The sequence below is a fragment of the Asaia sp. As-1742 genome (genome assembly GCF_011753235.1).
Lineage (GTDB): Bacteria > Pseudomonadota > Alphaproteobacteria > Acetobacterales > Acetobacteraceae > Asaia > Asaia bogorensis_B.
In genome coordinates, this window is sequence record NZ_VWWA01000004.1 from 348,198 (window position 1) to 372,851 (window position 24,654).

The following is a 24,654-nucleotide window of genomic DNA, read 5'->3' on the forward strand; positions in this document are numbered from 1 at the left end:
AGTATGCCGCAGCGTGAATCATTCGGCAGGCGGTCGCGGCGCGGGGCGCCGGGCGGCATGTCACAGGCCTTCAAACGCCTGCGTCGGCGCTCATTTCGCCATGGTGACACGCTGGCGCTGGAGGCCGGACGTGAGAGCCGCAGGACGACACGTCGCTTCCGGCTGCCGCGTTTCGCCTCACCGCTCATGCGGCGCATCTTCCTGCTCAACACGCTGCCTCTGGCCATTCTGGCCGTCACGCTGCTCTTCCTGAACGACTTCCAGAACAGCTTGCTTGAAACCGATGTGAATGCCCTGCGCGAGCAGGCCCATATCTACGCGGCGGCCATGGGGCAGATTGCCGTGGTGCGCGACCCGGCCCGTCATCCCTTTCCCGGTGCCGAATTCATGCTCGACGGGGCGCAGGCGCGCCCCTTGTTGCTTCGTCTGACCGAACCCAGCCCCAATGTGCGCGCGCGCCTTGTCGGGCCGGATGGTACCCTGGTGGCCGACAGCCTGAACGAAGCCGCCCTTGTGCGCCGCGACCGCAAGGGGCAGTCGGGGGCGGGCGAGCCTGCGCCGCCGCCACGCTGGCAGCCGCCACGCAATAACGGCATCGAAATTGCCTATGAGTGGCTGCTTTCCCTGCTGCCGCTCTCCTCCCGCGAGGGGATTGTCATGCTGGAAACGCAGGATGCGCCGCCGCCTCTGCGCTCGGCAGGCGAATATCGGGGTGCCGAAGCCGCGCCCTATATCCGGCGCACCCCCGAGCATGAGCTGGTGATCACGGTGGCAGAGCCGGTCATCCATGACGGTCAGACCGTGGGGATCATCCAGCTTACGCGCCAGGCCCAGGAGGTCGATCGTTCGCTATTTGCCGTCCGGTCCTCCATACTCTCGCTGTTTCTGGCCGCAATGGCCGTGACGGTCCTGCTGTCATGGTATCTCTCGATCACCATCGCCCGCCCGCTGCTGCGTCTTGCGGTGGCGTCGCATGACATGCGCGATGTGGCCGGGCGCGCTGACAGCGTGCCGGAATCCCTGCTGGTACGCCGTGACGAAATTGGCGTACTTGCGCGAGCCCTGCGTGGCAGCGTGCTGGCACTATGGGCACGCATGGACGCGATCGAACGCTTTGCGGCCGATGTGAGCCATGAAATCAAGAACCCGCTTTCATCCATCCGCTCGGCCATCGAGACGTTGCCGCGTATCGAGAACCGTGAACGGCAGACGCGCCTGCTGGCGATCATCAACAACGATGTCCGCCGTCTGGACCGGCTGATTACCGACATTGCGGATGCAAGCCGTATCGATGCCGAGCTGTCACGAACACGCTCAGAACCCGTGGCGGTCGGTATGCTGCTCTCCATCCTGACGGAGATGCATCAGACAACGCGCAAGCCCGAAGACGCGATCATCATTCTTGATGACTCTCACGACGATGCCAATCATCCGCTGCGTGTTCTGGCTGTCGAGGACCGTCTTGTTCAGGTCCTGCGCAATCTCATTGGCAATGCCATTTCATTCTCTCCCCCGCGCGGGCACATAACGCTCTTCATGCGCCCCGAGGACAGGCAGATCCGTATAACGGTGAGTGATGAGGGGCCGGGTATTCCGCCTCTCAAACTCGAGGATATTTTTGACCGCTTCTATTCGGAGCGACCCCAGACCGAGAATTTCGGCCAGCATTCAGGCCTGGGGCTGGCGATCAGCCGCCAGATTATCGAGGCCCTTCACGGGACGCTCCATGCCGAGAACCGTTATGATGAAACGGGTCGGATCATAGGCGCCCGTTTCGTCATCCTGTTGCCACGCGCGCTGTAGCGCCTTTTCGCTCACGAGCGGGCCAGACGCGTCTGGCTGACCAGGGTGCGGCGGGCATAGATATCGCGCATCTGCTGTACGCCGTTTTCGTAGGCGGCCTGCGTGCATTCCTCGATATCGGCTTCGCGGCGATCGCTGGCGCCTACCGTGCGTTCACAGATGTCGGCCGCCTTGACACGAATGGTATCGGCAACGCGATTCCAGTCGCGGTCAGATTTCAGGTTGGTGTTGGAAACATCAATCTGAGCTGTCTGGTTTGCTGCGGCCTGGACGTTCTCGACCACAATGTCTTTCGCAAGGGCAGGCTGGGCAGCAAGAGCGACGAGGCTGGCAGCGGCGATGAAGGACTTGGTGAATGCGAACATGATTGAAATCCCTATGTGCCTCAGGCCCTTTGCCTGATGGTCTGATTTCTCTCTTGCAAGCACCGTGCCAAACTCGATTTACGGGCGTTATTCCGGAATTTTTTTGTTGTTATGCCGATTTATGTGCGACAAATTATCCCTTAATGGCGTCATGAATCATAGTATGGTGAAAAATACCCAATATTCTTGCTATCGTGATAGGGAGATAAGATTCTCACCCGCCTTGGATGAAAAATTTCAGGTTAGCGAACACAGACGGCGAGGTGCCAGATGCCTCATCTTCGATGATCAGGGCGGGGATCGTAGGCGCAGGACCCGCTGCGGATAGAGGTTGACGCTTTTCTTGCGTGGCCTCGGAACCGGACAAATCCCCCGAGCCCTGCCAGCCTCTATCCGTTTCGACAGGGATTGGGCGTTTCAGGCGGAAACCGCGACCGGTTCAGCGTGCCGCGTGCCAGCGCCGGGCCTGAAGCACGACGCTATAGCTGACGAGGATGAACAGCAGCGCAGCAGCAATACCGCCAAGGACCGTCATCGAAACAGGCAGATGAAAGAGATAGGTCGGGTCATCGCAGGGTTTGGCGGGGCGAAGAGGCATACTGGCCATACGCTCGCGGAAGCTGGCGCCTGCATGAAATACGGGTGCGTGACAGGCAGGAAGCGGGCTTTCCCACCATTTCTGCTCGACGCCATTATGGAGCCCGGCCAGCATGACGGCTGCAGCAAGGGCTGGCAGACTCAGGACCGTTGCCCAGAACCCGACCATACCCGGGATGAGCAGGGCCAGAACGCCAAGAAAGGCGACGATGCGCCACGGCGCACGCTCGATAAGGCAAAGCTCGCACGGGGCATAGCCGAGCACGTGCTCGGCCCACCAGGCGACGCCAATTGCGGCCATACCGGCGAAAAACAGTAATCCACCGGTCAGTCGAGCAATCATTCCTGTCTTTCGGTCTCTCTGAGCATTTCAAGAAAACGATCGGCCCAGTTTGCTGCGGTATTCTGGGTGACGTCGTAATGCAGAGCCTGCCAGCGTCTTTGCCGCTCTTCAAGACTCATTGTGATCCCGGCATGGATCGCATCGGCAATGCCTTCGTGATCATACGGGTTCACCATGAGGGCCTGCTCCATTTCGGGCGCAGCACCGGCGAGCGATGACAGGATGAGGGCGCCCGGATCATCGGCGCTTTGCGCGGCGACGAATTCCTTGGCCACAAGATTCATGCCATCGCGCAACGGGGTGACAAGTGCCACATCGGCAATGCGGTGGAAACCGGCCAGAACCTCGCGCGGGACAGACTGGGTGAGGTAGCGGATGGGTGACCAGTCGAAATTGCCGTGCATGGCATTGATATGCCCTGCCATCTCATCAAGCTCACGACGCAGCGCACGATAGCTGGCGACACCGGCGCGTGAGACGGGTGTGATCTGCAGAAGAACTGTTTCACCCTTATGCTCGGGGTAGCGGTTGAGAAAAGTCTCGTAGCCGTGGATGCGCTCCGGGATCCCCTTGGAATAGTCGAGGCGATCCACACCAAGGATGAGCTTGCGGCCGCGAAGGGATGCCTGGAGGCGCTGCACCTCCTCGGCCATGACATTCTGTTCGGCCTGCTCGCTGAATTCGACCGGGTCGATGCCGATCGGGAAATGAACGGCGCGGTTGGGCAGATTATTGGCCTCGAAGCACCCGTTCATGTTGCGGGCATCTTCCTCGGTCTGCACACCGATAAGGTCATAGGCAGCCATCTCACGCAGCATTTCCTCGGCGCAGGGAAGCACGCGCGTCACGCTCCAGGGCGGGAACGGAATGTGCAGGAAAAAGCCGATCTTGGCCTTGACGCCACGCCGGCGCAGCTTCGCGCCCAGCGGGAAGAGATGGTAGTCATGGACCCAGAGCGTATCGTCCTCGCGCAGGAGAGGAACGAGTTGATCGGCAAAGAGGGCATTGACCTCGCGATAGACCTGATAATCGATCCGTTTGTAGTCGATGATCCCGATGCGATAGTGGCAGAGCGGCCAAAGCAGCCCGTTGGAGAATTTCTCGTAGAAATGCTCGTACTCGCTGCGCGTCAGATCGATCGTGGCATAGGTGCAGCTCTCATGGGTGTCGAGCTTGGGCGTCTGCTCGCGAGATTGCGTGGTGTGGCGGCCTGACCAGCCAAACCAGAGGCTCTCCGTGCCACGCACGGCATCGCGTACGCCCACGGCCAGACCGCCTGCGGGCTGGCTGCGTTCACGCGGGGCAGGGACACGGTTGGAAACAACGACGAGGCGACCCATCAGGCAGTCTCCACATAACGGGCAAGCCATGCCCTGAATTCATAAGCGGTCGGGAAATCATCAGGAATGAGATAACCGAACCCGCCAAGGGCCTTGGCGGCCCGAACGCCGTCCATGTCAGTCACGTCGTCACCGACAAAAACCGGCACGCGTCCGGCGAAAGGAGGCTGCGCCATCAGAGCCTCGACGGCATTGCCCTTGTGAATACCGGCAAGGCGGATTTCCCAGGCCATCTTGGACGGATGGATTTCAAAATCATCCTGACCCGCCAGCCATGCGATGATTTCCTGCTCGAAAAGGCTGCCAGCGTCGGGATTGCCGCGATAATGCAGCACGAGCCCCGCCTTCTTGCGTTCGAGCGCCGTATTGGGGAAACGCCCTATCAGGGCTTCGGCACGGCTTTGCCATTCCGGGGGCAGGGGTGTTGTGACAACAGGTTCTTCCTGTCCATCGAGGCTGCGGCGCAGGGTAAGCCCATGCTCGCCTGCAACAGCGGTCGGAATACCAGGCAGAAAATGGTCGATCTGTTCGATCGGACGCCCGGTAACAATGGCAAGCGCACCGCCGCAACGATCTCTGAGGCGCAGCAGCGTCTCGATCAGGCCGGGCTCGACCTGAACAGAAGCCGGGGTCGGGGCAATATCGACCAAAGTCCCGTCGAAATCGAGCAGAAAGGCTGCGTGATCCGCAGAGGGCGCGATTGGGCCAGATGACGGAGTCGCCGTGGGAGAGGGGGTTGTCATGGGTTTGATAACTTCCTCATTGATACGCGGTTGCACCGAAATACAGGCACAGCTGCGTTATCAGCCCCAAATCTGATCAGAATATGGTCGTCATGTCATTTTGTTGCTTTGCACCCGATCCGCAACACTGGATCGGGCTTGTCGGACGGCGTGGCGACCGGGCGCCACGCCGTCGATGGGCAAGCCCGTGACGTTACTGTCCGTAGGGCTGGGGAGGCGGAAGGGGTTGGCCACTGCCATTCGATGGCGCGCCGTTTGATACCGGCCCGCCTGAAAGGGGCGCCAGCTGCATGGGACCACCCTGATCGGCGCCGGACGAAGGAGACTGGGGGGTACGAGGGAGTGATTGTCCCTGGCTCGTCTCGTTGCGAGTGGGCTGATTGTAAGCCCCTCCTACCGGGTGTGAGCTGGCTGCAGGGTCACCGAGTGGCGTGAGGCGGGTCGGCCCGGCCGAAGCGCCACTGGCCGGGTTGCCGCCATTTGCCGGAAGTGTGCCGGAGCGCACAGGCAACGCGGCGGAACCTTGCGACGGATCGTTCAGATCGCCCGGCTGGCTCTGGGCACTATCAGGTGTGTTCGCGCCCAGAACAGGCACGACCGGCTGCGGCAGGGGGGCGAGTGTGGGGTCGGCCTTCGGGCCGGAGCATGCAACGACCGAAATGCTGTAGAGCGCGCTCTTGTAGGTGCCGAGTGAAGGTTCCTGCGCCAGAATCCAGCCCGTGTAATGGGCACCAGGGTCCGTATCGTCACTGGTGGTAATGAGGGCTGCCGCATTGCTCGGCAGGGTCTCGGGACGTTCGACGCAGCGCGTGACGCCAAGATGCAGGCTGCGATATTGCGCCTGCCCCCCAACCGGAATGGTCATTGTCTCGATATGGGAGTCGGTTCGGTTGAGAACGCGGATCACAGCCTCACCGCGACCTTGCCACAGACCAGCCGGATACATCACCGGAGGCGCCACGGCTTCTGCCGCCAGAGCGGGCATGGAAGAGGCGGTCATGAGGGCAATGACAGCCAGAGGTGCGAGGCCGGACAAACGCAGGACGCGCTTGTGGCCCTGTGTCTGGAAAAGAGCGTGTATCCCGGTGCGTTTCATAGGGCGCATTTCATGGATTGAGTTCTTCCAGCGCGTCGATCATGCCAGCCAGATGGCGGCGCATGACTTCGGGGGCGACGCCCATCAGCAAGGCATCCTCGAACACGTCCTGCAGCGTCTGGCGCAGCTCGGTGTCGTTTTCACGCAGGACCTTGAGTTTCTCCACGCAGGCAATCGGGGTGCCGTTGCGGTCGGTCCAGGGCGTCGCCTCGTTCATGGGGTGGCGGCCTTGCGGCTCTTGTCGAGCGAGTCCGTCACCGAGAAAATGAACTTGCTCAGAAGCTGTTCGAGGCTGATGGCCCCCTGGGTCTGCCCTACGACGGAGCCGGGTGTCAGGTTCTTTTCATCGCCGCCGGGGGAGAGAGCAATATACTTCCCTCCAAGCAGGCTGTCAGACGTCACGATGGCGGCACTGTCGGTTGGCAGATTGATGCCATTGCGTACCGTGAAGCTGACCTGCGCACGATAGCTTTTCGGATCGACCTGCTCGGAGGTGACATGGCCCACCGTGATGCCGGCCAGACGGACATCCGACCCGACCGAAAGACCATCGATCTGGTTGAAAACGGCCTTGAGCATATAGCCGTCGCTGCCACCCTGATGACGGCCCAGAACGGCAAGGGCAAGCAGGGCCGCCAGGATCGCAAGAACCACGAAGCCGGTCGTCAGTTCGAGAAGATCGCGACGGGGGCGCACGCCAGACAGTGAACTCATGGGATTTGGCAACTCGCAGGCTTGGACCCCGGAAAGGGTGCGCTGTTGAAAGACAACCCTGCCAGTCCTACAGGCTTCGCTCGCAAGCGTCTATCACCCTGCCCTGGCGGGGGGCAGGAATGTTATCCACCATATCCCCATTTTGCGGACCATTATCCCCAGTGGGCGGTGCCGAAACACCCTTTTCCCGGCCCGAGTCGATGCCTAGATTCAAGGGTATGACAACGCTTCTCCATTGGAACGGGGTGCGTATGCGCACAACGCATGTCGCTGCCGATCCGGACGATCTCGCCCTGCGCGCCGTAACCCTTCCTGCAAGCTGGGAAGACGAAGCGGCGATAGCACTTTTGCAGCTTTCGGCATCGAGTGGCGCCTTGCGCCTTTCGAGCGAGGCCGCACGCTGGCTCGACCGGCTGACCAGCCTGCCTGCGCTGCCGGGTGATTCAGTGGGGAGTGCCGGTCTTGGTGCCGCACTGGCAGCCGCGTTGCTGGAGCGACAGATGGCGCCGATGGCGCCGCTCTGGCAGGGGCAGGTCGATCGTCGCAGCGGGTTCGTGGTCAATCTGGCGGCTTTCGTTCAGGAAGGTGATTTCAACGGCGAGGCCTTTGTCACGCTCATTCGCCTGGCCTGTAGCGCCCTGCGCCGCCTCCATGCGGTCAATGGCCCCATGCTCAACGGTGAATTGCCGCTTTTCGACGGTCCTGCCGCCGCAACACCCGAGCAGGAGGCTCAGGGTGGCCCCGCAGGGACGCTGCTGCTGACCAATCTGGATAGCTGTCTCGCCCTTATGGGGCTCGATTATGACAGTGAAACCGGGCGTGATGCCGCCTGCTATCTGTGCTGGCTTGCCACCTCCCTTGCGCGTCAGGGTGCAGGGCCGGTGCCGCTGCCTCCTGTCTCCTGCCCGATCCCGGGACTCGAAGTCACAGGGCGCCAGATACGCGACGAGATGGAGGATACGCTGCCCGATCTGCCCAACAGGGTGCTGATCGAGACCGGCTTTTCCCAGCCCGGCCCTGTCGATGCCCTGTTGGGTGTCGAGGCATGCGGGCTGGCTCCCATCTTCTCGCCGTTGCGTGCCGATGGAACGCTGCGTGCAAGTGCCCTGTCACGGCTGGCTCATCGCGGGTTGACGCTGGAAGGCGCGTTCGCCCGTGCGGTACTGGGCGAAAACCCCCTGCCCCAGCCCGGACCCGATGCCCATCTTCTGATGCATCGCGCCCTGACCGGGTTTGTCGATCGTATGCCTGCGCGCCCCGATCCGGCGTCGCCCCTGCCTTTGCGTGCGCGTCTGGAGCGCGGTGTGCGTCGCCCCCTGCCGGCACGTCATGGCGGGTTCACGCAGCGCAGTGCGATTGGCGGGCATAGGCTCTATCTGCGTACGGGTGAATATGAGGATGGCTCGCTGGGCGAGATCTCGCTTACGCCCGGTCGTGAGAGCGCGATGGTGCGTGGCCTGCTTGAAAGCGTCGGACAGGCCGTGACAATCGGCCTCCAGCACGGTGCCCCGCTGGCGGCGTATGTCGAGCAGTTTGCCCATACGCGCTTCGGGCCTGCCGGTACGGTCGAGGGCGATCCTGTGGCGGCTTATGCCTCATCGCTGCTTGATTATGCCTTCAGGGCGTTGTCAGATAGTTATCTGGGCAAGCGTCTGCCCGACAGCGCACCCGAAGATCCTCACGTGATCGAGGAGGATCCGATGTTGCCGCTCGATATTCCGGGTGATCTTCCGCCGCGTGAGCGTGGCAGGCTGCGACTGGTCAGCTGAGGGAGATCCCCTCAGCCCCTCTGCAAGGAGACAAGCCGATGTCACAGACCTCTGACGAAACCCCGACCGCCCGTCTGACCGCCCTTGGGCTTGAACTGCCCAAAGCCGCAGCCCCGGTGGCAACCTATGTGCCTGTGGCACGCACGGGCTCGCTTCTGGTCGTTTCCGGCCAGCTGCCACTTTCAGGCGGTACGCTCAAGGCCACGGGCAAGCTGGGTGAGGATGTTGCGGCTGAGCTGGGGCGTGAATGTGCCGAGCTCTGCTTTCTCAACATTCTCGCACAGGTGCAGGCCGAACTGGGCGATCTGGCCCGCGTGAAGCGCATTGTGCGTCTTGGCGGGTTCATTGCCTGCACGCCTGACTTCACGCAGCACGCCACCGTCATGAATGGCGCCTCCGATCTGGCGGTTGCTGTGTTCGGTGACGCCGGGCGTCATGCCCGTTCCACCATTGGCGTACCCTCCCTGCCGCTGGATGCGCCGGTCGAGGTTGAGGCGCTGATCGAAATCGCCTGATCACTCCCCTCGAAAAGCCCTGCGGGCGTGGTATTTCTTCTGCCGCGCCTGACAGCGCTTTTCAGGACTGCCCTGCGCTGGTCAATCACCGCTGAAAGACGCGCAGGATGCGTAAAACCACGTTTTGCAGCCTGACGATACCGGGCAAGGTTGTTTTGCCTTCAGGCCTGGACCACATGCTGCCCATGACAGACTGGTCCCTGACGCTTCATGCGTCCATTGCCGAAATTGACGCCGCTCTCTGGGATCGCTGTGCCGGGGACGATAACCCCTTCCTGTCCCACGGTTTTTTCCTGACGCTTGAGGAAAGCGGTTCTGTCGGGGCCAGAACAGGTTGGCTACCGCGTTATGCGGCGCTCAGGAACGGCGAGGCGCTGGTTGCCGTAGCTCCCCTGTTTCTCAAGGGTCACTCCTACGGAGAATATGTTTTCGACCAGAGCTGGGCGCGCGCCTATGAGCAGGCCGGGGGCGATTATTATCCCAAGCTTCAGATCGCCGTCCCGTTTTCTCCCGTCAGCGGGCCGCGCCTGCTCATCGATCCAGTCCGGCTGACCCATGATCACCTGACGGAAGGGACAGTACGCGGGGTCTTTGGCGATGCGCTGCGTCAGGCCTGTCAGGAGCTGGGTCTGTCCTCCATTCACATGACATTCTGCATCGGTCAGGAGCAGGAGGCTCTGGCCTCACATGGCTGGATGGAGCGGCTGGGCCTGCAATATCACTGGCATAACAATGGTTATCAGGATTTCGAGCAGTTTCTCGAAGCGCTGGCCTCGCGCAAACGCAAGGCGATCCGTCGTGAGCGGCGTGATGCACAGGGATGCGGGCTGGAATTTCGCACCTTGCGCGGGCCGGAAATCACCGGCCGGGACTGGGATCGGTTCTATGGATTCTATCAGGCGACCATCGACCGCAAATGGGGACAGGCCTATCTGACCCGCGCTTTCTTTTCGGGTCTGTCAGAGCGTCTGGGTGAGAAAATCGTGCTGATGCAGGCCTTGCATGAGGGCGAGCCCGTGGCAGCAGCGTTGAATCTGGCAGGGCGCGATACGCTCTATGGGCGCAACTGGGGATGCGAGGGCGAGTGGCCCTTCCTGCATTTCGAGCTGTGTTATTACCGCGCCATTGATTTCGCCATCACGCATGGCCTGTCTCGTGTCGAGGCAGGGGCGCAGGGTGAGCACAAGATCCAGCGTGGCTACCTGCCCAGCCTGACCTATTCGTCCCACTATATCCGAGATCCGGCTCTGGCGCGGGCTGTGCGGCCTTATCTTGCCGAGGAGAGACGGGCCATTCTTGAAGAGAAAGACGCACTCGCCGCTCTTTCGCCTTATCGTCATGAAAATAGTTGTTGAGAACGACTCTCACTATCATATAGGCTGACCTTGTTTCCGGGGTAATGCGGTTTTTCCCATGCCCCTCCGGCGGATTGAAATCCCGGGAGAGAACCCCCGCGACGACAATCCTTCGGGCCTTTTTTCCATGCGCCTTTGTCTGGCTGGGGGAAATGCTCCGGTTGGGGGCGCAGTCGCAAGGGTCAGACTGAATGATCAGATATCTTTCGACCGGCGCCGCCGATCTTGCCCGCTTGCTGGCGCAAAGCCATGGCAGCCGGGGCCGTGGGCCACAGGGTGCCGCAACACACGGCCATATGGCCCAATCCTCGCTCGTCTGGGCCGAGGCTCAGATGTTTTTCGGCTTCGACAGTGCTGAGCGCAGCGAGGCATCTGCTTCGGGGGGCTCGACCCACTGGAGCGAGCGCACGGAAGGCCTCGCCATCTGAACGCGTTATTCTGGCAGGTACCGGGACGATCGGCCCTGCCAGAATGATGAATTCCCGTCCCTGATGTTTCGGCTGGCCTGCCGAAAGTCGGCAGGCTGTATTCAGGGATAGGGATTTCAGGGGTGAGCGGGTTCCTGCGGGGCGGTTGTCGTTGTCTGGGGTGACAGGCTCAGGCCGCTGCGATCGGGAATGGGCAGACCCTGATCAGGGTCTAGCGCAATCGTCTTGACTGCACCGTGATCGGGAAAGCTGAGGCTCAGCCGGTCATGAAGCGCCCAGGCCTCTGTCGGGATGAGACGCTCCTGATGCGACCCATCCTGCCAGGTTACACGCAGCAGCACAGGCAGAAGAAGCTTGCCCTCATTGCGCACGCCAATGGCGATGCTGCCGGGTTGCCCTTCCTTTGCGGGCTGGGTGGTCATGCCATCCAGACGGTATTGCGGCCACCAGTTCTCGAAATACCAGCCGCGCCAGAACCAGGTCAGATCCTCTCCCGCCGCGCTGGACATGAAGCGGAAAAAATCCGACGGCGTGGGGTGTTTGAAGGCCCAGGCCCGGATATAGGCCCTGAAAGCCTCATCGAAGCGCTCTGGCCCGAGGATTTTTTCCCGAAGCAGCATCAGCCCGTAGGCACCTTTGAAATAGGTCACCTTGTGGCGGTATTTCTCTGGCACGAGTTCAGAGGGCATCATCAGGGTTGGCGCATCGGTGGCGGTGAGCACCGGCACGATGTCCTTCGCCGGGTCACCTGTTTCAGGGGCGAATTCCGGGTCTTTCTTGGGCGCGTATTCACCGTGGTTGAAATGCTGCGAAGCATAGGCGTCGATGAAGGTATTGAACCCCTCATCCATGAAGGCATGGCGGCGCTCATTGCTGCCGACGATCATGGGGAACCAGCCGTGGCCCAGCTCATGCGTGGTGATCCAGAACAGTACGTCGTTTCTGTCCTGCCAGCCATCGAACACAATGCCCGGATATTCCATTCCCGCACCATGGCCGCCAAGATTGACGGCGTTGGGCCAGGGGTAGGGGTACCATTGCGACGAGAAATACTCGATCGCGTGTTTGACATATTCCGTCGAGCGGTCCCATGCCTGCGGGCCTGCGCCTTCGCGTGGATAGACGGACATGGCCAGACGCGGCTGCGGTTTCTGGCCTTTGGCTGCGGGCAGGGCAGGCAGGTCGAGTCTTGCGGCGTCCCAGATGAAAACAGGCGAGGCCGCAAAGGCCACGTCGCGTGTGTTTTCCATATGAAAGCGCCAGGTTTTCTCGCCCGAGCGGGCGAGGTGGCTGGCAGGGTCGAGCACATCCTGTGCCGTGCGGATGAGAACGCGCTTGTCGCTTTTGGCGGCTTCAGCCAGACGCGCCCGCTCTGTCGGGGTCAGCACATCCTGCGGGTTGGTGAGTGCGCCTGAGCCGACAACCGTAAAATTCCACGGCACGGTCACGGCGTAGTCGATGGTGCCATATTCCAGATAGAATTCCTGCCCCAGATAAGGGAGCGTATCCCAGCCGCGCAGATCGTCATAAACGCTCATGCGCGGATACCATTGGGCAATCTCGTAAATCTTCCCGTCCTTGACCGGGGTGACGGCAGTACGACCGCCCCAGAGGCCGGGAATGGTGTGATGCCACGTGACATGCAGCCTGAGCTGCTTTCCGCCCGCGGCAAGAGGGGCAGGCAGGGTGATCTGCATGCGTGTGTCTGAAATACGAAAGGAGACCGGCTTTTCATGGCCGTTTTCCTCAATGGCAACATGCTCGATCACGAAGCCATCCGAGCTGGCGGGATGCCAGTCGGGATAGGCCACCCATGAGCGGGAGTCCTTGCGATACATGTTCTGGTCGAGTTGCAGCCACAACACGTCAAGGGCGTCGGGGCTGTTATTCGTATAGGTGATGGTCTCTGCGCCGCTCAGGGTCTGGCTGGCCGTATCGATGCGTGAGTCGATGCGATAATCGGCGCGGTTCTGCCAGTAGCCGGGACCGGGATGACCGGAGCCGGTGCGGTTCCACAAGCCCGGAGCATCGGGAAGGACCAGCGTATCGAAGACAGGTCGCATGGAGAGGGGCATGGACTGGCTTGGCGCGGGTCGCGCCGCCAGGGCGGTGCCCAGACAGGACGCCACACCAATAAGAGGGATAAGCAAGCGCATCGGAAAGAGACCTTGTCGACTGGGGATACCCGTTCCGCCAATCGTTTCATTTCCGATCTCAATAGACAAGGTGGTTTTATCGGACCTTGTGCAGCCGGTCATACCGGATGGATTTCCGGCGCATCAGACGCAGAAAGGGCGCTTTCTCGGGCCATATGTCAGCACCCGAGGCAGGGTGCGGCCATACGGTCAGCGAAAGCGCCCTTCAGGAGTTGGATCAGACTGCCTGCCAGTGCGGGGTGTGGTGCTTGTAGGGTGTATCGAATTCCTCGATCAGATGACTGAACATGTGATGATCATGCACGCTGGTGGGTGCCAGAGGGGCGAGACCCGAAACATCACGATGAATCAGGCGGTTCAGCGCGCGGTTGAACACGCCTGGACCGGTCTTGTAGGCGATGAACAGGCCAGGATGGAGGTAGCAGTTGCGGTAGATGTTCAGCAGGGCCTCGTTCAGCAGCGGGCTCTGGGCCACGGCACCGAAGAAGTCGTTATGAACAACGTTGTTATGCGTCAGGAACAGGACATTCTGCTCGTGACGGTCCAGCATGAATTGTACGGCCTGCTGGTCACGGATGCGGATGTCGGCATCGAGCCACCAGCCGCCCAGCGCCTGAATGACATGGACGCGCAGGATATCGGCCGCTTCCGCCGGATGGCGGGCACCGAGGAAAAGCGAACGGGCCTCAACGCCATAGACGTCATAGAGCCATTGTTCTGCTTCCGGCTTGTCGAAAATCTTGACCTCAAGACCGGAAATCTGGCGATGGAACTCGAAATTACGCTGAATTTCCTCAGGAGGGTTCTTGTCCCAGTAGAGGAAAAGCTTGTTCGGGATGACGCGATGATCAGCGCTCCCTTTGGTGAAGGGAAAGTTCGCCTGAAGCGCGAAGCCCAGATACAGGGAGTCGATTTCCTCACCCGTATGAAACTCCTCGAAGGCATTTGACGTCAGACGCATGGCGCCCGTGGCATCTCCTTCACGCCAGGCCTTGTAGACGCTCTCGATGAAATTGGCATGAGGAATGCACAGCGCGCGTAGCTCGGCGACTTCGTGGGCGGGAAGATCGCTCCCGGATTTCAGAAGGCAAAGCAGACGGGCCTGAAGCAGAGACTGCGCCAGTGGATATTCGCCCGGGCTCTTGGAGTGCATGTCAAAGGCCACGCGATAGAAACGCGAGGCTTCCTGCACGCGAAAGCTCGTATGCATGATATTGGCCAGCGTGAAGGCATGCATGACGGTTCGGCAACCATTCTGACGATAGAAATTGATCGCCTGTCCGTCATGGGCGAAATCTTCATCAGTAAGGGAATCCAGCCCAGCCAGCGTATCTGGCACAGAGGCGGCATGGGGTTCGGCGTCGGCTACGGGTGTCTCGTCGGACCTGAGTTCATCCCAAGCGTCGATATCGACCGATGCAGGGTCTGATCCCGGATTCTTGCTGTCCATTGCCCTTGAATTCCCGCTTCTGTGACAAATGCTTTGGCGACCTATCTCACATCTGTATCCATATGTCCATTCATGAGTTGAGGTAGTAAAAGATTATATTATCATTTTATTTCCATATATAATATACGTGTTGGATAATGATACTGAAATATTGAGAAACGAAACCTGGTCTTACTTATATTGATGGCTTTGTGCGTTATCAATTGCCCGAATGTGTTGCGACAGGTCTCTGCTCAAATAATATCTCGTCGTATTCAATCAGATCACCTTGGATAATTGATCGAATAGCATCGATTTTCTGATGGGTTATTCTTTCTCTTTGCCCTTCCGGCCTGTTGAGCGGAGTTCCTGGCGCCCCCCTGCGGAGGCGTCAAAACTATGGGCAAACGGGCACTGATGGCTTAGTGAACGGGGTCATGGCATCTGTGCGGCAAATAGACAGGGTAAGGGCAGTTTTCTGGCTTCTGAGCCTGCTTGCCGTCGCACTGCGTCTTGTCGGCGGGGCACCGCACCCGGCCTTCGCGCTCTCATCAGACGACCCGCAGGGTGTGTTGAGTGCGCTGGAGGTCTTGTGCGACAGCACCGCGCCCGGCGGTTCAGGCGGCAAGCATCACGACACAATATGCGCTGATGACACGGCGTGTCTTTCCGGCGCAATGGAGTCCCATGCACCCCTCCTGACAGCGCTTGTCCTTGCTTCTGTTCTGGCTGGACCGGGCACGTTTCGTTGCTTCTGGTGTTTTCCGCCGATACGCGGGCCACCCTGCGACGGGTTTGTGACCCGTTCGGCCCAGGGGCCACCCGCCATCACCTGACCCATTTCGACTCATGATGTCCCAGGGCGCTGTTCCGCGTCCGATGACTCATGACCCCCGTTCCCTGTCAGGTTCATGGTCAATGCCCATTTTTCATCGCGCTGCCCTGCTATGCGGCAGCACAGTCCCTGCCCTGTTTGCATGGGGCTGCGCATCCTCTTTCGCATCTACCGTCCCGACTACTGACCCGCAGTGGCCAGTACATCATGTGGCGCATCATCTGGCGTCCCCCCGGCCCGTGAATCCGACCACGCATGGGGGAGCAAAACCCGTGCCTGAGTCCATCCTCGTCAGAGGACAGGCGCGCGGGCCTGTTACCCTCTCGCCTGTGGGCCAGACCACCTACAGCGCCGAGCGCAAGGATTTTGCCAGTCATGTGGCCCAGAACGTGGCGGACATGCTGGTGACGGTGCCGGGGGCGAGCTTCCTTCAGGGGAACGGCCCGCGTGACACCGTGGTCTCCATCCGCGGTTCAGGCGCCCGTCAATCCTACGGTCTGCGCAACCTGCAGGTGTCCGAGGACGGATTTCCCGTCACCCAGCCCGATGGCACGGCGCGTGCCGATCTGATCGATCCTCATGCCTATGAGGGGGTCGATGTGTTTCAGGGGCCGGCCTCCACGCTTTACGGAAACTACGCCATCAATGGTGCGATCAATTTCCGCACGCGCAGCGGCGCGTCGATCCACGGGCTCGAACTCGGCTCGGATTTCGGCAGCTTTGGCATGTTCAACAATTACATGACGCTGGGCGCCGGCAATCGTGTCTATGACTTCATGCTTTTTGCCAGCGATGTGCGCAGCGACGGGTTTATTGCCAACAGCCAGTATGCGACCTCGACCGAGAACATGCGCCTGCGTGTATCGCTCTCCCCCAGCGACCGTCTTGTTCTGAAATTCATCAACAACGTGACCGATGCGTTCCTGCCGCTGCGGCTGTCGCTAAACCAGTATCGCCTCAATCCCTATCAGCGGGGATGCGCTACGGCTTCCGGGGCCGCTGCCGGATGCGGCACGGTTTCGCTCTATCGCAACGGCGCCTATGGCGCACAGACCGCCGTAACACCGCAGCAGGCCAATCTGGGGCGCTTCGATAGGCGCAGTATCGTCGGGCTGCGCTGGGAGCACGATTTCACGCCACGTATGGTCTGGCGTAGCCAGTTCACCTATGACCAGCGCCATGTCGAGCAGCCGACTTCGACCACAGCCTTTGTGGGGCCTTTCAACTCCTACAATGTCCAGACGGATCTCACCCGTCGCGACACGCTCGGTAAAACGCCCCTTACCAGCTTTGTCGGGGCGAATTTCGACTACATGGATTACGGCTATCAGGTTTATGCCCTGTTGCCGCAGGCGGGGGCCACGCGGGGCAGCGAGACATCGACCTCTTATGGCCATCAGTGGAATATCGGCCTGCGTTTTGAGGAAGACTGGCAGTTTGCGCCCAGATGGCATGCGGTGATCGGGCTTGGTGGCACGCAATCCGATATTGGAGCGGTGCAGACCGTCTACAGCCGCAGCGCTACCGCCACGCGAGCGCAATACATCACGGCCAACCGGCGCTTTTTCAACCTTGCCCCTGAGGCCTCGGTCGTCTTCACCCCCGACAAGGCCTGGACCTGGCATGCGCGGCTGGGCACGGCCTATGCCACGCCGGGCTACTCCAGCTTTTTCGTCACGCCGCAGGGCAATTATGGCAACAACACCCAGCTCAAGAGCCAGAGCAGCCTCGGGATCGATCTGGGCACGGCATGGCACCCGTCGCCGGTTATGGATATCCAGGCGACCGGATTTTATGAATTCTACAGAAACGAGCTGGTCAGCCAGTCGGCTGGGGTGAATACCCAGGCAGGCAGCTACACCTTCAATGCGCCTGCCTCGCAGCATCGTGGCGTGGAACTCGCCGCTACATGGCAGGCCCTTCCGCACAGCCTGCCGGGGGCGAAGCTGCGCCTGTCCTATACCTATGACAACCAGATCTACACGAATTATACCGAGATCCTGTCAAACAGCACGCTGTCACGCAGCTTTTCGCGCAACGGGAATCTGATCCCCGGGGTCATGCCGCATTTCCTGAATGGGCGTGTGCTCTATGACCAGCCTTCAGGGTCCTTCGAGGGGCTTGGCGGGTTTGCTGAAGTGACATGGCGCAGCGCCTTTTTTATCGACAACGCCAATCTGCTCAAAGTCCCCGGATATGGTCTGCTCAATCTGGAGATGCATTACGACCCACCCGCAAGGCTGGGTTGGGTGCATCGTCTGCACAGCTATTTCGAGGTGCAGAATGTCGCCAATACTGTCTATGCCGCAGGGGCGACGACCATCAGTGACAGCCTTCTCGCCAATGGGCAGCAGGCTGGAGCCTCCGTATTGTCTGCAAAGACAGGCTCGATCTATGCGGGCAGCCCACGTGCCTTTTTTGGCGGCGTGCGGGTACGGCTCTGAGGAATGACCATGACGCAGAATTCCCGCACCCCTCGTTCTGCTTATTCCCGTCCGGTCTGGCCCGATCGGGCCATGCTCTGGCGCTGGCATTTCTTCGCCGGGCTGTTTTGCCTGCCTTTTGTGATCATGCTCTGCGTGACTGGCTCGCTCTATCTGTTCAAACCCCAGATCGAGACCTGGCTCGACCGCCATATCGATCATGCCGTCACGCAAGGATCGCCGCAAACCGTGAGCGCCCAGCGTGACGCCGCCCTGGCTGCCGTGCCGGGAGGGCATTTCCTCGCGCTGGAGATGCCGTTCCGCAAAACTCAGGCCACGCGTGTTCTGGTGGCTCATGGGGCAGATGTGGCGCGTGTCTATATCGACCCTGTTACGCTCAGGGTTCTGGCCCAGCGCGATGAGCAGACGCGTTTCGAGCGGCTAGTGTTCCGGCTGCACGGGCAATTGCTGATCGGCAACTGGGGTTCCGTCATCATGGAAATGGTCGCGTCCTGGACACTGGTCCTGATCGTGACCGGACTCCTGCTCTGGTGGCCGCGAAAGGCGGGTGCGGGCGGTACCATCCTGCCGAGGCTGGGTGCGAAGGGTCGCCTGTTCTGGCGCGACCTCCATGCTGTCGGGGGAATGTGGATCTCGCTCGTTCTTGTGCTGTTTCTGGTGTCGGGTCTGCCCTGGTCCTTTGTCTGGGGCTCGGCCTTTGCTGCGGTCGAAAGCCGTCTCGGCAGGCTGGTTGCCGTCCAGGACTGGGAGATCGGGGCGGTACCTATCGCTGCGACACTTTCAGGCCATGCCACCATGCCTGGTATGTCGGACGCCGAGATGGCGGGTATGGCGATGGACACCGCGCCTCAGCCCATGTCGCCGCAGGCGGGGCTGGACGCTGTGTATGAAACGGCGCGCCAGCTTGCTTTTCCTGCGCCAACCCTCATCACCCCGCCAGCCAGTGCCAGGGACGTGTGGCACATACGCTCCGATGCCCAGAACCGCCCGAAGCGGGTCGAGGCCAGCGTGACAGCGCAAGGGGAGGTCACTCATGTCACCCGTTTTGCCGATAAGGGGCTGTCCGACCGGTTGATCGGCTACGGCGTCGCCTTCCACGAGGGGCATCTGTTCGGGGTCCTGAATCTGCTCCTGAACCTCATTGTCGCGCTCTTGCTCGCCCTTGCCTCGGTGGCAGCGCTCATGCTCTGGCTCAGGCGCCGCCGGCCGGGCCATCTCGATGCCCCGCAGAGCTCGCCGCGACCCATTGGCTGGGGTGCGTTGGCGGTCATGGGGGTTATGGGAATTCTTCTACCTGAGCTTGGGGCCTCGTTGCTGCTGCTGGCATTGGCGGGGCGGTTTCTGGGCAGGCGGTTTTCAGCGCTTCGCTAGATAGGGTGCGAGATTATGGGCCACCGTGGCGGGGCTCGAATCAGCTGGCAGGATGGCCTGCAGGTGATTCTGGCCATCCATCAGATAGAGCACGGAGGAATGGTCGATCCGGTAATCCCCCATTCCCTCATCGCCCCTGTCATGGCCTGCCATGGGGTCCACGGTCACATGGGACGTCACATGAAAGGCCTTGGCGACAGCATCGATCTGGGCGGCTGTGCCCGTCAGACCGATGATCTCGGGTGAGAAGCGCCGCGTATAGACCCCGATATCCTCGGGGCGGTCGCGCTCCGGATCGAGTGTGATGAAAAGCGGGACGGGGCGCTGTGTTCCGGGCGGAAGCAGCGTATAGGCCTGCGCCACTGTTGCGAGCGTCAACGGGCAGACGTCCAGGCAGTGTGTATAGCCGAAATAGATGAGAGTCTGACGCCCGGCGAAACGCGCCTGAGTGGTTGGGTGATTAGCGCTGTCGATCAGGCTATAGGGCCCGCCAACCTGTGTTGTGTGCCGATGGGCGGTCAGGGCCTGCCACCCGATGGCCCCGGCAAACAGCCCGGCAATGATCAGCGTGGGCATGGCCCAGAGGCGTAATGCCGCCCGCCGGGAGCCGGGTTGTTTTGAGCGGGCAGGTCTGGGGGCGGAGCGTTTTCGGGCCATGCGCGTCTCCCTGATGGAAGAGGCGGGGCTCTGCCCCGCTCCCCGGAAAGGGGCGAACCCCTTTCATCCCCGCATAAAGGGTTGCCAGAGGGTCCAGCCCTCCAGCGGTTTGCAGGGCTAAGCCCTGCGCAACCCTCTTAGTAGCGGTATTCTTCGTGCTTGAACGGACCGGCAACCGGCACGCCGATGTAATCGGCCTGCTTGTCGCTCATCTTGCTCAGCTCGGCACCGACCTTGGCGAGATGCAGCGCGGCTACCTTCTCGTCCAGCTTCTTCGGCAGGGTGTAGACCTTGACGTCGTACTGGCCCGGCTTTGCCGTCCAGAGTTCGATCTGTGCAAGCGTCTGGTTGGTGAAGGAGGCCGACATCACGAAGGAGGGGTGACCCGTCGCGTTGCCGAGGTTCACGAGGCGGCCTTCAGACAGCAGGATGATGCGCTTGCCGTCGGGGAACTCGATCTCGTCCACCTGCGGCTTGACGTTGTCCCACTTGTAGTTGCGCAGCGCCTCGACCTGAATTTCGCTGTCGAAATGCCCGATATTGCACACGATGGCGCGGTGCTTCATCTCGCGCATATGCTCGACGGTGATGATGTCGACATTGCCTGTGCAGGTCACGAAGATATCGCCACGCGGTGCGGCGGCTTCCATCGTCACGACCTCATAGCCTTCCATCGCGGCCTGAAGGGCGCAGATCGGATCGACTTCGGTCACGAGCACGCGGCAGCCTGCATTGCGCAGCGAGGCGGCCGAGCCCTTGCCCACGTCGCCGTAACCGGCAACCACGGCAACCTTGCCCGCCATCATGACGTCGGTGCCACGGCGGATGGCGTCCACCAGGCTCTCGCGGCAGCCATAGAGATTGTCGAATTTCGACTTGGTGACGCTGTCATTCACGTTGATGGCCGGAACCTTCAGCGTGCCCTTCTTCGCCATTTCCCACAGGCGATGCACGCCCGTGGTCGTCTCTTCGGACAGGCCGCGCACGTCGTTCAGCATCTCGGGGTACTTGTCGTGCATGAGCACGGTCAGGTCGCCACCGTCATCGAGGATCATGTTCGGCGTCCAGCCATCGGGACCCTTGATGGTCTGCTCGATGCACCACCAGAATTCTTCCTCGCTCAGGCCCTTCCAGGCGAAAACCGGCACGCCGGTCGCGGCGATGGCGGCAGCAGCCTGGTCCTGGGTCGAGAAGATGTTGCAGGACGACCAGCGCACGGTCGCGCCCAGAGCCGTCAGCGTCTCGATCAGCACGGCGGTCTGGATGGTCATGTGCAGACAGCCCGCAATGCGCGCGCCCTTGAGCGGCTGGCTGGCGCCGTATTCCTCGCGGAGCGCCATCAGGCCGGGCATTTCGCCCTCGGCAATGGAGATTTCCTTGCGGCCCCATTCGGCCAGGGCGATGTCGCGCACCTTGTAATCGGTCATTCTGAAACCCTTGTTTCTCTGGTGAGGGGCATTTGTATAGAGCGAGTTCCGGCTTTGGGCCAGCGCACATGAAAAAAGGCGCCCGATCCGCTCAGGATCAGGCGCCTTTTGATGATGCGCCAACGGCAGGGCCGTTGGGGACAAACCTTACTGCTGGGCCGATTTGTCTGACATCTTCATGCTTTTCATGCTGTGCTTGTGTTTGGAGGCCTTCTCATGCTGGGGCGATGAGATGGGCATTTTCTCCGAGGTCTGACCCGTCGGCGCTGCCGTACCCGTGGGCGCACTCGGTGCCTTGGGGTCGGGCTGCTCGTTCATCTGGTTCTTGAACGTCTTGTTCTGCTCGGTCGGGTTGTGGATCTGGGTCGACTGGTTCTTGAGCGTCTCTGCCTTCTGGGCCGAAGGCGCCTGCTCGCTGTCAGTGGCCGTGGTGGCCTGTGCGAAGGCAGGGGCCGGGGTCAGAGCGGGGGCGGCAAGCAGGGCAGAGACGGCCAGAGCGGCTTTGAATACGTGTTTCATGACAGGCTCCTGTCGAAAAACGGGGTAACGATGTCAGGCTTGATTGTTCGTTTTGCGGGACATCTTGATGAACTGGTAACAAACCGGCGGCGTTCCGGTTTCCTTGCGGCTACATTAAGCTTTGAAAGCGGTTGCCTGGGCCCCTCACCCATGCGAGACAGCGAACAGCGTTCGCCCAGAACAAAGATTTCCTCAGGATGGAGGATGGCATGTCCAACACACGCTCACAGATGCCGTTCTCCGTTGTGGCGGGCCAGGATATGAAGCCGTCAGGCGCGCTGCCCCATGGCATTGCCAATGGGCTGGTCTGGGCCGTCAGGGCCCGGCCGGGTGAGGACCCCTCGCCGCTTGAGCCGCATGAAATCGAGAGCCTGCTCAACGACCGCACGCCGCCCTCGAATTATCCCAAGCCTTCGGAAAGCTGGGCGTGGCTCCATTTCGACACGGTGCACAGCTCGGCCAGACAGCATGTGGCGACCCTGCCCTGCCTGCCCGAGGATGTCAGTGCCATGCTGGCCGAGACAGAATATGGCGTCATGCTGGAAGCCATGCCCGGCCTTGTCTGGGGGGCCTTGCCTGCGTTTGACGATGCCGTTTCGGAGGAAGATCGCGATATCTGCGCCTGGCGCTTTGCCATGCGCCCGGATCTTCTCATCACCACGCGGCGTAACCCCATCCCCGTGCTCGGCGCGGCTTTTCGCACCCTCCGTGCGGACTCCATTCCCCGCAGCCCTGCGGGTGTGATCGACCGCGCCCTTCGCGAATTTACCGGCAGTGTGCGCCGCCAGATCGGCAAGCTGGATGACGAGCTGGACCGCGCCGAGGACGCGCTGCTGCTGATCGAGCGCCGCACCGATCTGGGTCATCTTGGCGGTATTGTGGGTAAGGGCCGACGCCGTGCCACCGAATTGCGTCGCGTGGTTACCCCCATCGATCGCGTATTGCGCGACGAGGATCTCGAATTGCCTGAATGGGCCGAGGACGAGTTGCGTGACCGTACCGAACGTCAGGTTCACGCCGCGCTCGATGACATGATCGCCCTTCTCGATCGTGCCCGCTCGCTGCAGGACGAACTCGGGTCGTCACAGGCGGAAGAAACCAACAGGCGTCTTTATATCCTGACGGCGGCCACCATCCTCATGTTCCCGGCAACTCTGGTGACCGGGTTCTTTGGCATGAACACAGGCGGGATGTATCTCGCGGGCGGCGCCTATGGCACGCTTGAAGCCGGAGCCGTGTGCTTTATCGCCATGATCCTGACCTGGGTGTTCCTGAAACTCGCCCGTTTGCTCTGATAGCCTCGCCTCGCAATTCTGAAAGACGGCGTTACTCCCGCGTCCTACCCTCGCAGACAGGTTTCCAAAGGACGACCGTCCTTTGGTGGGGTGTGGGGCGACGCCCCATACACACTATTCTGAGCGCCTGTTGATTACGGTGTTTCCCTACCCTTGAGCTCGCTCAGGCGCTGAAGCGTTGCCAGAAGAACGCGTGGTGCGCCGCGACAGCCGTCATGGCCCTCCTCACGTATGACGCTCGCCATAGCCTCCATCAGACGATAGGCGGCGCCGTCACCGTTGAAGATACTGTCCTCGATGGCCTCCAGATCCAAAGTGAGGGTTGTGCGCCCCTTGTCGCGTTCCTCGATGAAGCGGTCCAGGGCTTCGGTGAACCACGGATCGGAGGCCCAATGATACCCGGATGGCTCGTCAATCATGATGATCTCCCTCAGGCGTTGTTCAGTCGAGTCAGGCATCACCGCCGATGTGATGGGTACCGCGGGCACGGGCAAGATCTTCCTGATGCTGGCGCGCAGCATAACGTGCGCGCTGTTCGTCGGTACGTTCGGCCGCGCAGGCAGGACACTGGATTCCGTCAATGAACAGCGGTGATGTCTTGTCCTGAGCCGATACCGGACGGCGGCAGGCATGGCACAGATCATAGGCGCCGGGTTCCAGCCCGTGGCGCACGGTCACCCGCTGGTCGAACACGAAACACTCGCCTTCCCACAGGCTTTCAGCTTCGGGCACATCTTCCAGATATTTCAGGATGCCGCCCTTGAGATGATAGACATCCTCAACCCCTTCGGAGAGGGCGAAGGCAGTCGATTTTTCGCAGCGTATGCCGCCTGTGCAGAACATGGCGATTTTGGGCTTGCGCCCTTCGGCTTCCAGCGCAGCGCGTCGGGCACGAAACCAGTCGGGAAATTCACGAAAGCTCTGAATGTCGGGATCGATGGCGCCCTTGAAGGTGCCTACCGCCACTTCATAGTCGTTTCGCGTGTCGATGAGGATGGTATCGGGATCCGAAATCAGCGCGTTCCACTCGGTGGCAGGGACGTAGCGCCCTACACCGGCCAGCGGGTCGATATCGGGCTGACCCATTGTGACGATTTCGCGCTTCAGGCGTACCTTCATGCGGTTGAATGGCATGGCGTCGTCCCAGGAGAGTTTCCACTCCAGCGCATCGCAGCCGGGAAGGCTGCGAATATGGGCCAGAATGGACTCGATGCCCTCGGCGCTGCCTGCAATGGTGCCGTTTATCCCTTCGCGTGCCAGAAGCAGCGTCCCCCTGATGCCGTGCTGCAGGCAGGCCTCAAGCAGCGATGCCCGTAGAGCGGCAGGATCGGCAAAGGGGGTAAAGCGATAAAGGGCGGCGATGCAGACCGGCGGCTGCGACATGATGACTGTCCCTGAAACCTTGAAAATGACGTTGCCGGTTGCATAGCGCAGGTCGGGCCGTAACGCCTAT

Annotated in this window: 23 protein-coding genes; 9 read left to right on the plus strand and 14 right to left on the minus strand. The window is 61.0% G+C overall.

Annotated features, from left to right (window positions below; translation table 11 throughout):
* Window positions 1-3 precede the first annotated feature (3 nt).
* Window positions 4-1,803, plus strand: coding sequence for an ATP-binding protein (locus tag F3J08_RS08880; protein ID WP_255493461.1), 1,800 nt, complete (start codon window positions 4-6; stop codon window positions 1,801-1,803).
* Window positions 1,804-1,814: 11 nt separating this feature from the next.
* On the opposite strand, the gene F3J08_RS08885 is transcribed toward F3J08_RS08880, so the two are convergent.
* The 7 genes from F3J08_RS08885 to mlaD all read right to left on the minus strand — a co-directional run bounded on the left by F3J08_RS08885 (window position 1,815) and on the right by mlaD (window position 7,001).
* Complete coding sequence (locus tag F3J08_RS08885) at window positions 1,815-2,168, minus strand: UrcA family protein (RefSeq protein WP_122038365.1); 354 nt, start codon at window positions 2,166-2,168, stop codon at window positions 1,815-1,817.
* A 439-nt stretch (window positions 2,169-2,607) separates the two neighbouring features.
* A complete protein-coding gene (locus tag F3J08_RS08890) occupies window positions 2,608-3,108 on the minus strand; it encodes a disulfide bond formation protein B (protein ID WP_062165564.1) in 501 nt (166 codons plus the stop codon).
* Complete coding sequence (locus tag F3J08_RS08895; RefSeq protein WP_166929376.1) at window positions 3,105-4,448, minus strand: trehalose-6-phosphate synthase; 1,344 nt, start codon at window positions 4,446-4,448, stop codon at window positions 3,105-3,107. The genes F3J08_RS08890 and F3J08_RS08895 overlap by 4 nt, the downstream gene beginning before the upstream one ends.
* Complete coding sequence (gene otsB, locus F3J08_RS08900) at window positions 4,448-5,191, minus strand: trehalose-phosphatase (protein WP_166929378.1); 744 nt, start codon at window positions 5,189-5,191, stop codon at window positions 4,448-4,450. Before otsB ends, F3J08_RS08895 begins: the two co-directional genes overlap by 1 nt.
* 193 nt (window positions 5,192-5,384) lie before the next feature.
* Complete coding sequence (locus F3J08_RS08905) at window positions 5,385-6,287, minus strand: DUF2155 domain-containing protein (protein WP_166929380.1); 903 nt, start codon at window positions 6,285-6,287, stop codon at window positions 5,385-5,387.
* 10 nt (window positions 6,288-6,297) lie between these two features.
* A complete protein-coding gene (locus F3J08_RS08910; protein WP_166929382.1) occupies window positions 6,298-6,504 on the minus strand; it encodes a hypothetical protein in 207 nt (68 codons plus the stop codon).
* The gene (gene mlaD, locus F3J08_RS08915) at window positions 6,501-7,001 is read right to left on the minus strand and encodes an outer membrane lipid asymmetry maintenance protein MlaD (RefSeq protein WP_023978262.1); all 501 of its coding nucleotides are present in this window, start codon (window positions 6,999-7,001) and stop codon (window positions 6,501-6,503) included. Before mlaD ends, F3J08_RS08910 begins: the two co-directional genes overlap by 4 nt.
* A 218-nt stretch (window positions 7,002-7,219) precedes the next feature.
* Between mlaD and F3J08_RS08920 the strand changes: the two genes are divergently transcribed.
* The 4 genes from F3J08_RS08920 to F3J08_RS08935 all read left to right on the plus strand — a co-directional run bounded on the left by F3J08_RS08920 (window position 7,220) and on the right by F3J08_RS08935 (window position 11,068).
* Entirely contained in the window at window positions 7,220-8,770 is a 1,551-nt protein-coding gene (locus F3J08_RS08920; protein WP_166929384.1) for a vitamin B12-dependent ribonucleotide reductase, read from the plus strand.
* Between the two features lie 38 nt (window positions 8,771-8,808).
* Window positions 8,809-9,285, plus strand: coding sequence for a RidA family protein (locus tag F3J08_RS08925; protein WP_166929386.1), 477 nt, complete (start codon window positions 8,809-8,811; stop codon window positions 9,283-9,285).
* A gap of 185 nt (window positions 9,286-9,470) precedes the next feature.
* On the plus strand, window positions 9,471-10,640 hold the full coding sequence (locus F3J08_RS08930) for a GNAT family N-acetyltransferase (protein ID WP_166929542.1): 1,170 nt from the start codon (window positions 9,471-9,473) through the stop codon (window positions 10,638-10,640).
* Between the two features lie 191 nt (window positions 10,641-10,831).
* Window positions 10,832-11,068 carry a hypothetical protein gene (locus F3J08_RS08935; RefSeq protein ID WP_166929388.1) on the plus strand — a complete coding sequence of 79 codons (237 nt, stop codon included), beginning with the start codon at window positions 10,832-10,834 and terminating at the stop codon, window positions 11,066-11,068.
* Between the two features lie 116 nt (window positions 11,069-11,184).
* Here the strand turns inward: F3J08_RS08935 and F3J08_RS08940 are convergent, their stop codons facing one another.
* Window positions 11,185-13,224 carry a M1 family metallopeptidase gene (locus F3J08_RS08940; RefSeq protein WP_166929390.1) on the minus strand — a complete coding sequence of 680 codons (2,040 nt, stop codon included), beginning with the start codon at window positions 13,222-13,224 and terminating at the stop codon, window positions 11,185-11,187.
* Window positions 13,225-13,441: 217 nt separating this feature from the next.
* Window positions 13,442-14,674, minus strand: a complete 1,233-nt coding sequence (locus F3J08_RS08945) for a hypothetical protein (protein WP_240149233.1) — start codon at window positions 14,672-14,674, stop codon at window positions 13,442-13,444.
* Window positions 14,675-15,090: 416 nt separating this feature from the next.
* On the opposite strand from F3J08_RS08945, the gene F3J08_RS08950 reads away from it, so the two are divergent.
* The 3 genes from F3J08_RS08950 to F3J08_RS08960 all read left to right on the plus strand — a co-directional run bounded on the left by F3J08_RS08950 (window position 15,091) and on the right by F3J08_RS08960 (window position 19,303).
* Window positions 15,091-15,489, plus strand: coding sequence for a hypothetical protein (locus F3J08_RS08950; protein WP_122038356.1), 399 nt, complete (start codon window positions 15,091-15,093; stop codon window positions 15,487-15,489).
* Between the two features lie 271 nt (window positions 15,490-15,760).
* Window positions 15,761-17,932: a TonB-dependent receptor family protein gene (locus F3J08_RS08955; protein WP_370458696.1), complete on the plus strand. Its 2,172-nt coding sequence runs from the start codon at window positions 15,761-15,763 to the stop codon at window positions 17,930-17,932.
* Window positions 17,933-17,941: 9 nt separating this feature from the next.
* Window positions 17,942-19,303 carry a PepSY domain-containing protein gene (locus tag F3J08_RS08960; RefSeq protein WP_166929394.1) on the plus strand — a complete coding sequence of 454 codons (1,362 nt, stop codon included), beginning with the start codon at window positions 17,942-17,944 and terminating at the stop codon, window positions 19,301-19,303.
* Here F3J08_RS08960 and F3J08_RS08965 read toward each other — a convergent pair.
* The 3 genes from F3J08_RS08965 to F3J08_RS08975 form a co-directional block, all read right to left on the minus strand.
* Window positions 19,289-19,960 carry an SCO family protein gene (locus F3J08_RS08965; protein ID WP_166929397.1) on the minus strand — a complete coding sequence of 224 codons (672 nt, stop codon included), beginning with the start codon at window positions 19,958-19,960 and terminating at the stop codon, window positions 19,289-19,291. The two genes, F3J08_RS08960 and F3J08_RS08965, sit on opposite strands and share 15 nt — an antisense overlap.
* Window positions 19,961-20,097: 137 nt before the next feature.
* Window positions 20,098-21,387, minus strand: a complete 1,290-nt coding sequence (gene ahcY, locus F3J08_RS08970; protein ID WP_062165552.1) for an adenosylhomocysteinase — start codon at window positions 21,385-21,387, stop codon at window positions 20,098-20,100.
* Between the two features lie 147 nt (window positions 21,388-21,534).
* Complete coding sequence (locus F3J08_RS08975) at window positions 21,535-21,906, minus strand: hypothetical protein (RefSeq protein ID WP_023978254.1); 372 nt, start codon at window positions 21,904-21,906, stop codon at window positions 21,535-21,537.
* 209 nt (window positions 21,907-22,115) lie between these two features.
* Between F3J08_RS08975 and F3J08_RS08980 the strand changes: the two genes are divergently transcribed.
* Window positions 22,116-23,201: a CorA family divalent cation transporter gene (locus F3J08_RS08980; protein ID WP_035444349.1), complete on the plus strand. Its 1,086-nt coding sequence runs from the start codon at window positions 22,116-22,118 to the stop codon at window positions 23,199-23,201.
* Window positions 23,202-23,335: 134 nt separating this feature from the next.
* Here F3J08_RS08980 and F3J08_RS08985 read toward each other — a convergent pair whose 3' ends face one another.
* Together F3J08_RS08985 and F3J08_RS08990 are read right to left on the minus strand one after the other, a co-directional pair.
* Complete coding sequence (locus F3J08_RS08985; protein WP_166929399.1) at window positions 23,336-23,620, minus strand: hypothetical protein; 285 nt, start codon at window positions 23,618-23,620, stop codon at window positions 23,336-23,338.
* 31 nt (window positions 23,621-23,651) lie between these two features.
* Window positions 23,652-24,584 carry a rhodanese-related sulfurtransferase gene (locus tag F3J08_RS08990; RefSeq protein ID WP_166929401.1) on the minus strand — a complete coding sequence of 311 codons (933 nt, stop codon included), beginning with the start codon at window positions 24,582-24,584 and terminating at the stop codon, window positions 23,652-23,654.
* Window positions 24,585-24,654: the final 70 nt, after the last annotated feature.

Bases quoted from the DNA above. Each gene is read 5' to 3' on its own strand.
- F3J08_RS08880 (WP_255493461.1), top strand. From the start codon at position 4: ATGCCGCAGCGTGAATCATTCGGCAGGCGGTCGCGGCGCGGGGCGCCG.
- F3J08_RS08885 (WP_122038365.1), bottom strand. From the start codon at position 2,168: ATGTTCGCATTCACCAAGTCCTTCATCGCCGCTGCCAGCCTCGTCGCT.
- F3J08_RS08890 (WP_062165564.1), bottom strand. From the start codon at position 3,108: ATGATTGCTCGACTGACCGGTGGATTACTGTTTTTCGCCGGTATGGCC.
- F3J08_RS08895 (WP_166929376.1), bottom strand. From the start codon at position 4,448: ATGGGTCGCCTCGTCGTTGTTTCCAACCGTGTCCCTGCCCCGCGTGAA.
- otsB (WP_166929378.1), bottom strand. From the start codon at position 5,191: ATGACAACCCCCTCTCCCACGGCGACTCCGTCATCTGGCCCAATCGCG.
- F3J08_RS08905 (WP_166929380.1), bottom strand. From the start codon at position 6,287: ATGAAACGCACCGGGATACACGCTCTTTTCCAGACACAGGGCCACAAG.
- F3J08_RS08910 (WP_166929382.1), bottom strand. From the start codon at position 6,504: ATGAACGAGGCGACGCCCTGGACCGACCGCAACGGCACCCCGATTGCC.
- mlaD (WP_023978262.1), bottom strand. From the start codon at position 7,001: ATGAGTTCACTGTCTGGCGTGCGCCCCCGTCGCGATCTTCTCGAACTG.
- F3J08_RS08920 (WP_166929384.1), top strand. From the start codon at position 7,220: ATGACAACGCTTCTCCATTGGAACGGGGTGCGTATGCGCACAACGCAT.
- F3J08_RS08925 (WP_166929386.1), top strand. From the start codon at position 8,809: ATGTCACAGACCTCTGACGAAACCCCGACCGCCCGTCTGACCGCCCTT.
- F3J08_RS08930 (WP_166929542.1), top strand. From the start codon at position 9,471: ATGACAGACTGGTCCCTGACGCTTCATGCGTCCATTGCCGAAATTGAC.
- F3J08_RS08935 (WP_166929388.1), top strand. From the start codon at position 10,832: ATGATCAGATATCTTTCGACCGGCGCCGCCGATCTTGCCCGCTTGCTG.
- F3J08_RS08940 (WP_166929390.1), bottom strand. From the start codon at position 13,224: ATGCGCTTGCTTATCCCTCTTATTGGTGTGGCGTCCTGTCTGGGCACC.
- F3J08_RS08945 (WP_240149233.1), bottom strand. From the start codon at position 14,674: ATGGACAGCAAGAATCCGGGATCAGACCCTGCATCGGTCGATATCGAC.
- F3J08_RS08950 (WP_122038356.1), top strand. From the start codon at position 15,091: ATGGCATCTGTGCGGCAAATAGACAGGGTAAGGGCAGTTTTCTGGCTT.
- F3J08_RS08960 (WP_166929394.1), top strand. From the start codon at position 17,942: ATGACGCAGAATTCCCGCACCCCTCGTTCTGCTTATTCCCGTCCGGTC.
- F3J08_RS08965 (WP_166929397.1), bottom strand. From the start codon at position 19,960: ATGGCCCGAAAACGCTCCGCCCCCAGACCTGCCCGCTCAAAACAACCC.
- ahcY (WP_062165552.1), bottom strand. From the start codon at position 21,387: ATGACCGATTACAAGGTGCGCGACATCGCCCTGGCCGAATGGGGCCGC.
- F3J08_RS08975 (WP_023978254.1), bottom strand. From the start codon at position 21,906: ATGAAACACGTATTCAAAGCCGCTCTGGCCGTCTCTGCCCTGCTTGCC.
- F3J08_RS08980 (WP_035444349.1), top strand. From the start codon at position 22,116: ATGTCCAACACACGCTCACAGATGCCGTTCTCCGTTGTGGCGGGCCAG.
- F3J08_RS08985 (WP_166929399.1), bottom strand. From the start codon at position 23,620: ATGATTGACGAGCCATCCGGGTATCATTGGGCCTCCGATCCGTGGTTC.
- F3J08_RS08990 (WP_166929401.1), bottom strand. From the start codon at position 24,584: ATGTCGCAGCCGCCGGTCTGCATCGCCGCCCTTTATCGCTTTACCCCC.